We start from the raw sequence: 12,983 nt of genomic DNA, 5'->3' as shown, positions 1-12,983 counted from the left end.
GTCTCGGCATCAAATTATCGCAATATGCGATAGGTGCTCAGCAGACCAGCGGTGCAATCTCAAACTTGCATACGTAGCCTAGGTAGGCGGCCAAACGTGCGCACAGGCAAAAATGTGAACACATGCGTCGCCACCGCCGAGCCTTGATAATTTCGGTCTTGGCTCCAAATAGAGTTCATTGGCAACTTCAACGGAATCCCACCATGTCCGATCCCCTGGTAATCCCCTGCCCTCATTGCAACGGCCTCAACCGCATCCCAAACGAACGCCTGGGCGATGCCCCAAAGTGCGGGCGCTGCAAGCAGCCGGTTTTGCTGAGCAAACCGTTTGAACTGAAACAGGGCGACTATTCCAGCCAGATCAAGGGCGACTTGCCGCTGCTGGTGGATGTGTGGGCGCAGTGGTGCGGGCCGTGCAAGTCGTTTGCGCCGGTGTTTGAACAGGCAGCCGGGCAGTTGGCGGGCAAGTGTCGCCTAGCCAAGCTCGACAGCGAAGCCAACCAGCAGCTTTCGACACAATTGGGGATTCGCTCCATTCCCACCCTGATCCTGTTCAAGAATGGCCGGGAAGTGGCACGCCAGAGCGGCGCGTTTGCGCTACCGCAATTGATGAGCTGGTTGCGCAGCCAAGGGGTGTAACCCTGTAGGAGCTGGCTTGCCCGCGATGACGGTGGGGCAGCTTGATGGATATGCAAGCTGACCCACCGTCATCGCAGGCAAGCCAGCTCCCACATAGACCGTGTTCACCCTTAAGATCAGGTGTTTTCCAGCAGGTTATGCAGCTCCACGAACTGTCGGGTCAGTTTGTGGCGCGGGTCGAGGTGGATCAGCGGTTTGCTTTCCTGGTGGGATTCGCGCATGCGCACCGAGCTGGCCAGGTACACCGGCAGTACCGGCAGGCCTTCGGCAATCAACTCGTCGAGCATCTGCTGCGGCAAGCTCGCCCGGGCCTGGAACTGGTTGACCACGATGCCTTCCACTTCCAGGCCTTCGTTATGGTCATCTTTGAGTTCTTCGATTTCCGCCAGCAGGCCGTACAGCGCCTGGCGCGAAAAACTGTCGCAATCGAACGGGATCAATACGCGATCAGCGGCAATCAGCGCGGAAACCGCATAGAAATTCAAGGCCGGCGGCGTATCCAGGTAAATCCGGTCGTAATCCTCGGCCAACTCATCGAGCAGCTTTCGCAGCTTGTTGATCTTGTGCTTGGCCTCAAGCTTGGGCTGCAGGTCCGCCAGTTCTGCGGTGGCGGTGATGACGTGCAGGTTGTCGAATGGGGTTTCGTAGATATCCACCTGGTTTTTCTTCGAAAACGGCCCGGATGACAGGGTCTGCTTGAAGAAATCGGCAATGCCCATGGGAATATCGTCACCCGTCAGCCCCGTCAGGTACTGGGTCGAGTTGGCCTGTGCATCGAGGTCCACCAACAGGGTTCGATAGCCTTCGCTGGCGCTGACCGCCGCCAGGTTGCAGGCGATGCTGGATTTGCCAACGCCGCCTTTTTGATTGAACACCACGCGCCGCATGGAAAAACCTCCGTGTATCAATGAATGCCCGAGTGTAGAGGGCAAAAGCGCCCGCTCGCTACCTTGATCAAGCATGTACTACAGCATCAGAGGATCGATCCCGCATAACTATCTCGTATTACGCCAACCAACAAAGACCTGCCTGACACCAGACACCCACAGCCATTGGCGGACAATCGATGATTCTTTTCGCTGAATTTGTAAAACCTCGTGAACAATTCTTTACCAAAGTTTGCTAGAACCCCACCGCACCGGGATAATGCGCGCCACTCGGCCATCGCGCCATGTCCCGCCATTGCGGGGCAAACAGCAGCACAAGGAAGCCCGCAGGGGCGGGAAATCTTCTCAGTGATCAATTTCAACATCGCCCAATGGCGCGCCTGGGCCCCTGGGCTCGACAGCGTGGATGCCTGGCGCGACTGGTGCCAGGCCCCGACGTTGCTGGCCCAAAGCGATGCCGCGCCCGATGTGTCGTTCCTGCCGGCCATGCAGCGCCGGCGCCTGAGCCGCCTGGCCCGGATGGCCTTCAGCGTCGGCTGGCCCTTGGCCGAAGGCCTGCAGGACCTGCCGCTGGTGTTTGTCTCACGTCATGGCGAAACCCCGCGCACCCTGGATATCCTCAGCGACCTGGCCAATGACCAGCCCCTGTCGCCCACCCAGTTCAGCCTGTCGGTACACAATGCGGTGATTGGCCTATGGTCGATCCTGCGCAATGAAACCAGCGAAATGACCGCCCTGGCAGCGGCAGGCGACGGCCTGGAGCATGGCATGCTCGAAGCTGCGGCCCTGCTCAACGAAGGCGCGCCGGCCGTGCTGCTGGTGATTACCGAAGAACAGCCACCCCCGGCCTACGCGCGCTGGATCGATGATGTGCCGTTCCCCTATGCCCTGGGCCTGCTGCTGACCCCAGGCGACGAATGGCAACTGGCGCTGCACACCGCAACGGTCCAACCCACCGAGACCCAGTGGCCCCACGCCCTGAACCTGCTGCGCACCCTGCTCAATGAGCAAGGTGCCTGCCAACATGCCTGGAAGAACCGAGTATGGAACTGGCAACGCAAACCCTGACCGACAAGCCCCGGGACGCCTACTACTGGCGCCTGTTCGCCACGGCGGCCAGCTTCGTGCTGTTCGGCCTGGGCGGCTTGTGCCTGCGCCTGCTGGTGTTTCCGCTGCTCAGCTGCCTGCCGGGTGACGCCCGGCAACACCAGCGCCGCGCACGGCTGACCGTCGGTCGGTTGTTCTGGTTCTTTATCAACATGATGTACCGCGCCGGCATTCTGACCTACAGCGTCGAAGGCGCCGAAAAACTCGGGCGGCCCGGGCAGATGATCATCGCCAATCACCCGTCGCTGATCGACGTGGTGGTGCTGATCGGCCTGGTGCGCCAGGCCAATTGCGTGGTCAAGCAGAGCCTGTGGCAAAACCCCTTCACCCGTGGCCCGGTGAGCGACGCAGGCTACATCAGCAACGACGGCAGCATCGATATGCTCGATGCCGCCGCAGGCGCGCTGCGTGACGGCCAGACCCTGATTATCTTCCCCGAAGGCACCCGCACCGTGCCTGGCGCAGCGCCAGCCTTTCATCGCGGGGCCGCCGCCATCGCCCTGCGCGGTGCGACAATCATCACCCCCGTGGTGCTCAAGGTCAGCCCGACCACGCTGACCAAGGCCGAGCCCTGGTATCGCATCCCCCACCGCCGCTTTCACTTCAGCTTGCAGGTGGGTGCCGATATAGACCCACAGGTGTTTGCCTCACAAGGGCCCGCACCCCAGGCCTCACGCAAGCTCAACGATTACCTGCATCACTATTTCATTAAGGAGCTCGCCGAAGATGAGCAACCCCAACAGCCTTGAGCACGACATTAAAACCCTGATCATCGAGGCCCTGGGCCTGGAAGATATAGAGGTCAGCGACATCGGCAACGAGCAAACCCTGTTCGGCGAAGGCCTGGGCCTGGATTCGGTAGATGCCCTGGAATTGGGCCTGGCGATCCAGAAAAAATACGGCATCAAGATCGATGCCGACGCCAAGGACACCCGCAATCACTTTATCAACGTGGCCAGCCTCGCGGCGTTCGTCACGGCCAAACAGGCAGCTTGAGACCCGACCATGCAAACTCGTGACGATATCTTCAACACCCTGCGCGACGCCCTGGTGGAACTGTTTGAACTGGAGCCAGAGCGCGTCACCCTCGACGCCAACCTGTACCAGGACCTGGAAATCGACAGCATCGATGCGGTGGACCTGATCGACCATATCAAGCGCCAGACCGGCAAGAAAATCGCCGCCGAAGAGTTCAAGGCCGTGCGTACGGTCAATGACGTGGTCGAGGCGGTCTACCGTCTGGTCCAACCGGCCGCATGAGCCGGCTGATCGGCCTTGGCCTGTTGCTGGTAGGGCTGCTGTACCCTTTTGCGGTGTATTACGGCACAGAGCATTTCGCGCCTTGGCAATTCGGCCTGCTGCTGGCCAGCCTGTGGCTGTTGCGCGCGCTGACCGGCGCACGGCGCCCCGGCAGTGGCTGGATGGCCTTTGTCGCGGTGGTGTTTTGCCTGCTACTGGCCTGGTTCGACAACCCGCAACTGCTGCGCTGGTACCCGAGTCTGGTCAGCATCTTCATGCTCGCGCTGTTCGGCCTGAGCCTGAAATACGGCCCGCCGATGGTCGAGCGCCTGGCCCGCCTGAGCGACCCGCATCTGCCTGAAAAGGCCATTGCGTACACGCGCCAGGTCACCGTGGTCTGGAGTGTGTTTTTTCTGTGTAACGGCCTGCTCGCCGCCGCGCTCACCCTGTGGGCACCGTTGAGCTGGTGGACGTTGTACAACGGCCTGATCGCCTATGGGCTGATGGGGTTGTTGTTTGCCGTGGAATGGCTGATACGACAAAGGGTTCGAGGCCGCGTATGAATTGGGTCAATCTTGAGCATCTGTTGCTTGAGCCTGTGGAACTGCGTTCGGTCACCACTGAACCTGCGATGAACCATGCACAGCTGTGCGAACGGGCCCTGAGCCTGGCAGCCGGTCTGCAAGCCCGTGGCATCCAGCGCCTGGCGGTGCACCTGAACGACGCCGGCGAGCTGGCGATTGCCTTGCTGGGCGCCTGGCAGGCCGGGGTCAGGGTGTTGCTGCCCGCCGACCTGCAACCCCAGACCCGCCAACGCTGGGCCTCGGATGTTGACGCCTGGCTGACCGAAGCGGGCGACCTGGATGCGCTCTACCAACCGCCACTGGCCGCCACCGCCCTGGACCTGGACGCCTGCCAATTGGGGCTGTGTACCTCCGGCTCCAGCGGCGAGCCCAAGCGCATCGACAAGACCCTGCGCCAACTGGCCAACGAGGTGCAGGCCCTGGAAGCCTTGTGGGGCGCCGACCTGGGCCAGGCGTGCATCATCGGCAGCGTCGCCACCCAGCATATCTATGGCCTGCTGTTCCGCGTGCTGTGGCCGCTGTGCGCCGGTCGCAGCTTTGTGCGCCAGCAACTGCCGTTCCCCGAAGACGTGCAGCGCATCAGCCGCCAGCACCCGCATTTTGCCTGGGTGGCCAGCCCGGCCCTGCTCAAACGCATGGGCGACAACCTCGACTGGGCGGCCTTGAGCACGGTCAAGCGGGTGTTTTCATCCGGTGGCGCGCTGCCCGCCGATGCCGCCGACAGCCTGCACCAACGCCTGCAACAGTGGCCGACCGAGATCCTCGGCAGCTCGGAAACCGGCGGCATTGCCTGGCGCCAGGGCCACACGCCGTGGCAGCCGTTTGCTGATGTGCATCTGAGCCAGGATGCCGATGGCGCCTTGCGCATTGCTTCGCCGTACCTGCCGGCAGGGCATGTCGAGCAGACTGCCGACGCCGCGCAGATCCACGCCGACGGCCGCTTCGAACTGCTCGGACGCCTGGATCGGATCGTCAAGCTGGAAGAAAAACGCATTTCCCTGCCCATGCTCGAACACGCCCTGGCCGACCACGCTTGGGTTGCGGAAGCGCGCCTAGGGGTGGTCCAGGAAAACCGCGCATCCCTCGGCGCCCTGGTGGTACTCAGTGGCGACGGCCTGCACGCCTTGCGTAACCAAGGCCGGCGCAGCGTTACCCAAACCTTGCGCCAACACCTGAGCCAACACTGCGAAGCCCTGGCCCTGCCCCGTCGCTGGCGCTTGTTACGCCAGTTGCCGCTCAACGCCCAGGGCAAACTGCCCCAGGCGCAAATCGAAGCCCTGCTGCTGACGCCGCGCCCCAAGGCACCTGAAGTGCTGGCGCAAGTCGAGACTGACGGCGAATGGACCCTGCAACTGAGCATCCCGCCGGACCTGGCCTACTTCAGCGGTCATTTCCCCCACACTCCGGTGTTGCCAGGGGTGGTGCAGGTGGAATGGGCGTTCAACCTGGGCCAGCAACTGCTCGATCTGCCACCGACCTTTGCCGGCATGGAAGTGCTCAAGTTCCAGCAACTGGTACGCCCTGGCGACGTGATCGAACTGCACCTGCGTTTTGATCGCGAGCGCGGCAAGTTGTACTTTGCCTATCGCAACGACAGTGCGGCGTGCTCCAGTGGGCGGGTTTTGCTGGAGAACTCCCATGTATCAGTCGGATGAGCGCTTCGCGCTCAATCGCGGGCAAGCCCGCTCCCACATGGAGTACGCATTCCAAATGTGGGAGCTGGCTTGCCTGCGATGCAGGCAACTCGGTCTCGCAGGGAACCCCGATCATGCATAACCCCTGCGCCCTGATCCCGGTCTACAACCACGAAGCCGCCGTGCCCGCCGTGGTCCGTAGCCTGCTGGACCACGGCCTGCCCTGCCTGCTGGTGGACGATGGCAGCAGCCCGGCCTGCGCGGCGGTGCTGGCGCAACTGGCGAGCCTGGATAACGTGTCGCTGCTGACCCTGCCCACCAACCAGGGCAAGGGCGGGGCAGTGCAGAACGGTTTTCGCGAAGCCGCACGCCTGGGCTTCACCCACGCCCTGCAAGTAGACGCCGACGGCCAGCACGACCTGCGCGAAGTCGCGCTGTTTCTCGACGCCTCGCGCACCCACCCTGACGCGGTGATCTGCGGCTACCCCGAATACGACGACAGCGTGCCCAAGGGCCGCCTCTACGCCCGTTACCTGACCCACGTCTGGGTATGGATCAACAGCCTGTCTCTGCAGATCCGCGATTCGATGTGTGGCTTTCGCATCTACCCCCTGTCACCGGTGCTGGCGCTGATGGACTCGGCGCGGATCGGCAAACGCATGGATTTCGACTCCGACATCCTCGTGCGCCTGTCGTGGCGCAACCAGCCGATGCGCTGGCTGCCGACCAAGGTGCATTACCCGGCCGATGGCCTGTCGCACTTTCGGCTGTTCCACGACAACCTGCTGATTTCGTCGATGCACACCCGGCTGTTTTTCGGCATGTTGATACGCGCGCCAAAGATCCTGTGGCGTCGGTGGCAGGTATGAGCGAAAACACCCGGCACTGGGCCGACCGCCAGGAGCGCGGCAGTTTCTGGCTGATGAAACTCACCGCGTTCGCCGCCAAAGTCCTCGGGCGCCGGCTGCTGAGCCCGTTGCTGTATGGCATCGTCCTGTACTTTTTCCTGTTTGGCCGCACTGCGCGCCAGAGCATCTGGCAATACCAGCAGCGCCTGGCCGACTGGAGCGGACGCGACGACCTGCGCCCCAGCCACACCAAGGTCTTCGGCCAGTTCATGGCCTTCGCCGACGCCTTGCTGGACAAGCTCGACGTCTGGAACGGCAAGCTGCGCCTGGAACAGATCGAAATCATCGACCCCGCCCAACTGCGCGGGCAACTGCGTGGCGAGCGCGGGCAGATGCTGGTGGGCGCACATCTGGGCAACCTGGAAGTGTGCCGCGCCCTGGCGGAACTGGGCGAGAAAGTCACCATGAACGTGCTGGTGCATACCAAGCATGCCGAACAGTTCAACCGCCTGCTGGGCGAAGCCGGGGCGAGTAACCTGCGGCTGATCCAGGTCAGCGAACTGGACCCGGCGGTGATGCTGCTGCTCAGCCAGCGCCTGGACGACGGTGAATGGCTGGCGATTGCCGGCGACCGTATCCCGCTGCATGGCGGGCGCACGGTGCGCGTGGATTTCCTCGGCCATGACGCGGCATTCCCCCAGGGCCCATGGCTGCTGGCCGGCCTGCTCAAATGCCCGGTCAACCTGCTGATGTGCCTCAAGCACCAGGGGCGCTATCGATTGATCATCGAACCCTTCGCCCAATTGATCGAATGGAAACGCAGCGACCGCCAGCAAGTGCTCGCCAACTGGGCCGCTCGCTATGCCGAGCGCCTGGGCCAGTTCTGCCTGCAAGCGCCCCAACAATGGTTCAACTTTTACCCTTTCTGGAAGACCGATGACGACGCATCTGCTTGAGCCGGTAACCTTCGGCGAACTCCCTTTGCGCATCGAAGACGTGCTGGCCCTGGCCAACCGTCAGGCGCCCACCCGCCTGCAAGACGATGCCGGGTACCGCCAGCGCATCGCCAAGGGCGCGCAGTTTCTCGATTCGCTGCTGGACAAGGAAGGCGTGATCTACGGCGTGACCACCGGCTACGGCGACTCGTGCGTGGTGGCGGTGCCGTTGCAGCATGTCGAGGCCTTGCCGCGTCACCTGTACACCTTCCACGGCTGCGGCCTGGGTAAATTGCTCGACGCCCAGGCCACCCGTGCGGTACTCGCGGCGCGCTTGCAGTCGTTGTGCCATGGCGTGTCCGGGGTACGGGTTGAACTGCTGGAACGCCTGCATGCGTTCCTTGAACACGACATCTTGCCGCTGATCCCCGAAGAGGGTTCGGTGGGCGCCAGCGGCGACCTGACGCCGCTGTCCTACGTAGCTGCGACCTTGTCCGGCGAACGCGAAGTACTGTTCCACGGCGAGCGCCGCCAGGCCGCTGACGTCCACCGCGAACTGGGCTGGACACCGTTGGTGCTGCGGCCCAAGGAAGCTCTGGCACTGATGAACGGCACCGCCGTGATGACCGGCCTCGCCTGCCTGGCCTTTGCCCGCGCCGACTACCTGCTGCAACTGGCCACGCGCATCACCGCGTTGAACGTGGTGGCGCTGCAAGGCAACCCGGAGCACTTTGACGAACGCCTGTTCGCCGCCAAGCCGCACCCCGGGCAGATGCAGGTTGCGGCCTGGCTGCGCAAGGACCTGGCCATCGACGCCCCGACCGCGCCACTGCACCGCCTGCAGGATCGCTACTCGCTGCGCTGCGCGCCCCACGTCCTCGGCGTGCTGGCCGACAGCCTGAACTGGCTGCGTTCGTTTATCGAGATCGAACTCAACAGCGCCAACGACAACCCGATCATCGATGCCGAGGCCGAGCGCGTGCTGCACGGTGGGCACTTCTACGGCGGGCATATCGCCTTTGCCATGGACAGCCTGAAAAACCTGGTGGCCAACGTCGCCGACCTGCTCGACCGACAACTGGCACTGCTGGTGGACGAGCGTTACAACCATGGTTTGCCGAGCAACCTGTCGGGCGCCCCGGCGGATCGCGCGATGATCAACCACGGCTTCAAGGCTGTGCAGATCGGCACCAGCGCCTGGACTGCCGAAGCGTTGAAAAACACCATGCCGGCCAGCGTGTTCTCGCGCTCCACCGAATGCCACAACCAGGACAAGGTGAGCATGGGCACCATCGCCGCCCGCGATGCGATCCGCGTACTGGAGCTGACCGAACAGGTGGCCGCCGCCACCTTGCTCGCTGCCAACCAGGGGGTGTGGCTGCGCGCCCAGGTCGACGATGCACGACCATTGCCGCCGGCCCTGGCCGCCATGCACATCGAGTTGGCCAAGGACTTCCCGCCGGTGATTGAAGACCGCGCCCTGGAAGGCGAACTGCGCCTGTGCCTGCAACGTATCGCCGCACAACACTGGAGGCTGCATGCGTAGCCCCGGCGTATTGCACAGCGACACGCAGATCCTCGTGCCGTTCTTCGACATCGACACGATGAACGTGGTCTGGCACGGCCATTACGTGAAATACCTGGAAATCGCCCGTTGCGCGCTGCTGGACAAGCTCGGCCACAACTACACGGCGATGCTCGAATCCGGCTATGCGTGGCCGGTGATCGACATGCAACTGCGCTACGTGCGTGGCGCCACCTTTGGCCAGACCATCAACGTGCGCGCCAGCCTGGTGGAGTGGGAGAACCGCTTGAAGGTCAACTACCTGATCACCGACCTTGCCAGCGGCGAACGCCTGACCCGCGCCAGCACCGTGCAAGTGGCCGTCGAAATCGCCAGCCGCGAAATGCAGTTGGCCTCGCCCAGCGTATTCACCACCGCCGTCGAAAGGGCCCTGAAATGCTGACCCCTGTGGGAGCGGGCTTGCCCGCGATGGTCGTCAACGATAACGCGGGGTGCCTGACGCTGCGCGGCGTCCTCCGGTTTTTCGCGAGCAAGCTCGCTCCTACAAAGGAGTGTCGAAAGGACGGCCCTGTAGGAGCGGGCTTGCCCGCGATGGTCGTCAACGATAACGCGGGGTGCCTGACACTGCGCGGCGTCCTCGGGTTTGTCGCGAGTAAGCTCGCGCCTACAGGGGTTGGGTTGTTTTTGAGCTTTGGGGCTTATGCCTTCGACTTGCAACAACTGAGCGATCAGTTGGCCAAGCCCTCGGTGATCCATGGCAACTTTATCCAGGAGAAACACCTGCGTGCCCTGCCCCAGCCGTTGACCAGCAAAGGCACCTTCGTATTGGCCCGGGACCACGGCCTGCTCTGGCTACTCAAAACCCCGTTGCAACAGGACTATCGCATCAACGCCCAAGGCATAGCCCGCCGCGATGCCAACGGCTGGCAGCCCCTGCCGAACAAAAGCGCCGGGGCCGAGCAGAACCGCTTGTTCCTTGCCGTGTTGCAAGGCGACAGCAGTGGCTTGCAGCGCGACTTCGAATTGCAACTGCAAGGCGAGGCCAAGGCCTGGAAACTCACGCTGATCCCACGCTCGCTGCTGCTCAAGCAAGTGTTCACCCAGATCAATATCGATGGCGGCGAGTTGGTGCACACCATCGAACTGCTGGAAACCCAGGGCGACAGTACCCTGCTGCGCATGCAGGACAGCACCAGCACGCAACCCTTGAGCGACGCGGAGCAACACGACTTTGCCCAGTGAGCGTTGGTTGCCGCACCTGTTCCTGATCCTGCTGGTGGCCGTGCTGGCCCTGGCCGGCTGGCAATGGCGCCATGGCGCGCCGTTGTCGGCGAACCTGATGGAGCTGGTGCCGGGCAACACTCCGAACGCCCTGGAACTGGCGGCCGAGCAGCGCATGCAGGAACCGCTGAACCGCGAGATGCTGGTGCTGGTCGGGCATGCCGAGCGCCAGCAAGCGCTGACCATGGCCCAACAACTGGGTGAGCGCTGGCAATCCAGTGGCCTGTTTGAGAAGGTCACCTGGACCCTGCAGGCCGACCTGCCAGCCCTGCGCCAGCAATTACTGCAAGGTCGCCTGGCGATGCTTTCGGCCAAGGACCGCGAACAGCTGATCGCCGAGCCCGAAGCCTTTATCCAGCAGCGGGTGCAGACACTGTTCGACCCCTTTACCGGCTTCAGCCTGGTGTCGAGCCAGGACGATTGGCTGGGCCTGACCGGGCGCATCCAGAACAGCCAGCCGCAACACGGCGCGGTGCAACTGGATATTGGCAGCGGCGCGTTGATCGCCGATGCCGACGGCAAGAGCTGGGTACTGCTGCGCGCGCGTACCAAAGGTAATGCCTTTGATATGAAACTGCCGCTGCAAGTCGCCGACCTCCTGCAAGCCAGCCGCGACCAGGCCAGCGAGCAAGGCGTGCAACTGCTTGCCGCCAGTGGCCTGCTGTACGCGGCCAACGGTCAACAGCAGGCCAGCCGCGAGATGACCTGGGTCGGCGGTGGCGCAACGGTGGGGATTCTGTTGCTGTTGCTGCTGGCGTTCCGCCGTTGGCGCGTGTTGCTGGCCTTTGTCCCGGTGCTGGTGGGCATGCTGTTTGGCGCAGTCGCCTGCGTGGCGCTGTTTGGCCATATGCATGTAATGACCCTGGTGCTGGGCGCGAGCCTGATCGGCGTCGCGGTCGACTACCCGCTGCACTACCTGTCCAAGAGTTGGAGCCTGCAACCCTGGCGCAGTTGGCCGGCCTTGCGCCTGACCCTGCCGGGCCTGAGCCTGAGCCTGGCCACCAGTTGCATCGGCTACCTGGCCCTGGCCTGGACGCCGTTCCCGGCGCTGACCCAGATCGCCGTGTTCTCCGCCGCCGGCCTGGTGGGCGCCTACCTGTCGGCAGTGTGCCTGTTGCCGGCGCTGCTCAGCGGCATGGACCTGCGCCCGGCACAATGGCCGCTGCGGGTCGCCGAATTCCTGCTGGGGGTGCGCGAGTCGCTGCTCAAACGCCTGCCAAGCCAGGCGCTGCTAGTGCTGGCCCTGCTGTTCTGCGCCGGTGGCCTGTGGCAGTTGAACAGCAAGAACGATATTCGCCAGTGGATCGGCGCGCCGCCGCAGTTGCTGCAAGAAGCCCAGGCCATTGCGCGCATCACCGGCTACCAGCCCACCAGCCAGTTCTTCCTGGTGCGTGCGGACAATCAACAACAATTGCTGGAGCGCCAGGCAGCGCTGAGCCAGCGTCTGGATCAACTGGTGCATATGGACAAGCTCCAGGGCTACCTGGCGCTCAATCAACTGGTCAGCACGCCCAGCGAACAGCAGCAAGTGCGCGAAGCCCTCAAGCAATTGCCGGCGCTGTGGCAACCGCTGCTGGACCTCGGCATCCCCACCAGCGCCCTGCAAGCCGAGCTGGCGCAACTGCAGGCGCTGCCCACCGAAGATATCGACGCGGCCCTGAGGGGACCATTGGCCGAGCCCTGGCGCCTGTTATGGCTGGGCAATGTCGATGGCGGCGTGGCGGCGATGGTCAGCCTGCAAGGCCTGAACAACCCGGCGCTGCTACGGGTCCAGGCCCAGGATTTGCCGGGCGTGCAACTGGTAGACCGCCTCGGCGACTTGAACCAGGTATTTGCCGCGACCCAGGTCAGCGCCGCCGAATTGAAATTATTGTCCTGTGTACTGATCGTCTTGCTGCTGGTCCTGCCCTTCGGCCTGGGCGGCGCACTGCGCATTGTCGCCCTGCCGCTGCTGGCCGCCCTGTGCAGCCTGGCAAGCCTCGGCTGGCTGGGGCAACCGTTGACCCTGTTCAGCCTGTTTGGCCTGCTGCTGGTCACAGCGATCAGCGTCGATTATGCGATCCTCATGCGCGAACAGATCGGCGGTGCCGCGGTCAGTCTGCTGGGGACATTGCTGGCCGCCGTCACCACCTGGCTGTCCTTTGGTTTGCTGGCAGTCTCCAGCACACCGGCGGTAAGTAATTTCGGCCTGTCGGTCAGCCTGGGCCTGGCTTTCAGCTTTATGCTGGCGCCATGGGCCGGCCGCCAGGAACATGCGCAATGACGCCCACTAATTTTTTTGAGTTGAATGTGATGATCGCCAACC

14 protein-coding genes are annotated in these 12,983 nt (G+C 63.3%); 13 read left to right on the top strand and 1 reads right to left on the bottom strand.

The window, feature by feature from the left end:
- Positions 1-203: 203 nt before the first annotated feature.
- Positions 204-638: a thioredoxin TrxC gene (gene trxC, locus JTY93_RS02025; protein WP_205477362.1), complete on the top strand. Its 435-nt coding sequence runs from the start codon at positions 204-206 to the stop codon at positions 636-638.
- A 116-nt stretch (positions 639-754) separates the two neighbouring features.
- Here trxC and JTY93_RS02020 read toward each other — a convergent pair whose 3' ends face one another.
- Positions 755-1,525: a ParA family protein gene (locus JTY93_RS02020; protein WP_029296134.1), complete on the bottom strand. Its 771-nt coding sequence runs from the start codon at positions 1,523-1,525 to the stop codon at positions 755-757.
- A gap of 348 nt (positions 1,526-1,873) precedes the next feature.
- Between JTY93_RS02020 and JTY93_RS02015 the strand changes: the two genes are divergently transcribed.
- From JTY93_RS02015 to JTY93_RS01960, 12 genes are all read left to right on the top strand, one after another.
- Positions 1,874-2,593, top strand: coding sequence for a beta-ketoacyl synthase chain length factor (locus tag JTY93_RS02015; protein ID WP_205477361.1), 720 nt, complete (start codon positions 1,874-1,876; stop codon positions 2,591-2,593).
- Positions 2,569-3,381 (top strand): lysophospholipid acyltransferase family protein, encoded by an 813-nt coding sequence (locus JTY93_RS02010; protein WP_205477360.1) that lies wholly within the window; start codon positions 2,569-2,571, stop codon positions 3,379-3,381. Before JTY93_RS02015 ends, JTY93_RS02010 begins: the two co-directional genes overlap by 25 nt.
- Positions 3,359-3,628, top strand: a complete 270-nt coding sequence (locus JTY93_RS02005; RefSeq protein WP_169992098.1) for a phosphopantetheine-binding protein — start codon at positions 3,359-3,361, stop codon at positions 3,626-3,628. The genes JTY93_RS02010 and JTY93_RS02005 overlap by 23 nt, the downstream gene beginning before the upstream one ends.
- Before the next feature lie 9 nt (positions 3,629-3,637).
- Complete coding sequence (locus JTY93_RS02000) at positions 3,638-3,892, top strand: acyl carrier protein (protein WP_003209389.1); 255 nt, start codon at positions 3,638-3,640, stop codon at positions 3,890-3,892.
- Complete coding sequence (locus JTY93_RS01995) at positions 3,889-4,434, top strand: COG4648 family protein (protein WP_205477359.1); 546 nt, start codon at positions 3,889-3,891, stop codon at positions 4,432-4,434. Before JTY93_RS02000 ends, JTY93_RS01995 begins: the two co-directional genes overlap by 4 nt.
- The gene (locus JTY93_RS01990) at positions 4,431-6,110 is read left to right on the top strand and encodes an acyl-CoA synthetase family protein (RefSeq protein WP_205477358.1); all 1,680 of its coding nucleotides are present in this window, start codon (positions 4,431-4,433) and stop codon (positions 6,108-6,110) included. The genes JTY93_RS01995 and JTY93_RS01990 overlap by 4 nt, the downstream gene beginning before the upstream one ends.
- Before the next feature lie 113 nt (positions 6,111-6,223).
- Entirely contained in the window at positions 6,224-6,958 is a 735-nt protein-coding gene (locus JTY93_RS01985; RefSeq protein WP_205477357.1) for a glycosyltransferase family 2 protein, read from the top strand.
- Positions 6,955-7,893 carry a lysophospholipid acyltransferase family protein gene (locus JTY93_RS01980; RefSeq protein WP_205477356.1) on the top strand — a complete coding sequence of 313 codons (939 nt, stop codon included), beginning with the start codon at positions 6,955-6,957 and terminating at the stop codon, positions 7,891-7,893. Before JTY93_RS01985 ends, JTY93_RS01980 begins: the two co-directional genes overlap by 4 nt.
- On the top strand, positions 7,874-9,418 hold the full coding sequence (locus JTY93_RS01975) for an HAL/PAL/TAL family ammonia-lyase (protein WP_205477355.1): 1,545 nt from the start codon (positions 7,874-7,876) through the stop codon (positions 9,416-9,418). Before JTY93_RS01980 ends, JTY93_RS01975 begins: the two co-directional genes overlap by 20 nt.
- Positions 9,411-9,839: an acyl-CoA thioesterase gene (locus JTY93_RS01970; protein ID WP_029296114.1), complete on the top strand. Its 429-nt coding sequence runs from the start codon at positions 9,411-9,413 to the stop codon at positions 9,837-9,839. The genes JTY93_RS01975 and JTY93_RS01970 overlap by 8 nt, the downstream gene beginning before the upstream one ends.
- A gap of 149 nt (positions 9,840-9,988) precedes the next feature.
- Positions 9,989-10,639: an outer membrane lipoprotein carrier protein LolA gene (locus JTY93_RS01965; RefSeq protein ID WP_205477372.1), complete on the top strand. Its 651-nt coding sequence runs from the start codon at positions 9,989-9,991 to the stop codon at positions 10,637-10,639.
- On the top strand, positions 10,629-12,941 hold the full coding sequence (locus JTY93_RS01960) for an MMPL family transporter (RefSeq protein ID WP_205477354.1): 2,313 nt from the start codon (positions 10,629-10,631) through the stop codon (positions 12,939-12,941). Before JTY93_RS01965 ends, JTY93_RS01960 begins: the two co-directional genes overlap by 11 nt.
- Positions 12,942-12,983 lie beyond the last annotated feature (42 nt).

It is taken from the genome of Pseudomonas hygromyciniae (assembly GCF_016925675.1).
Classification (GTDB): Bacteria; Pseudomonadota; Gammaproteobacteria; order Pseudomonadales; family Pseudomonadaceae; genus Aquipseudomonas; species Aquipseudomonas hygromyciniae.
The sequence above is the reverse complement of the archived record's forward strand: the minus strand, read 5'-3'. Positions and strand labels throughout refer to the sequence as shown.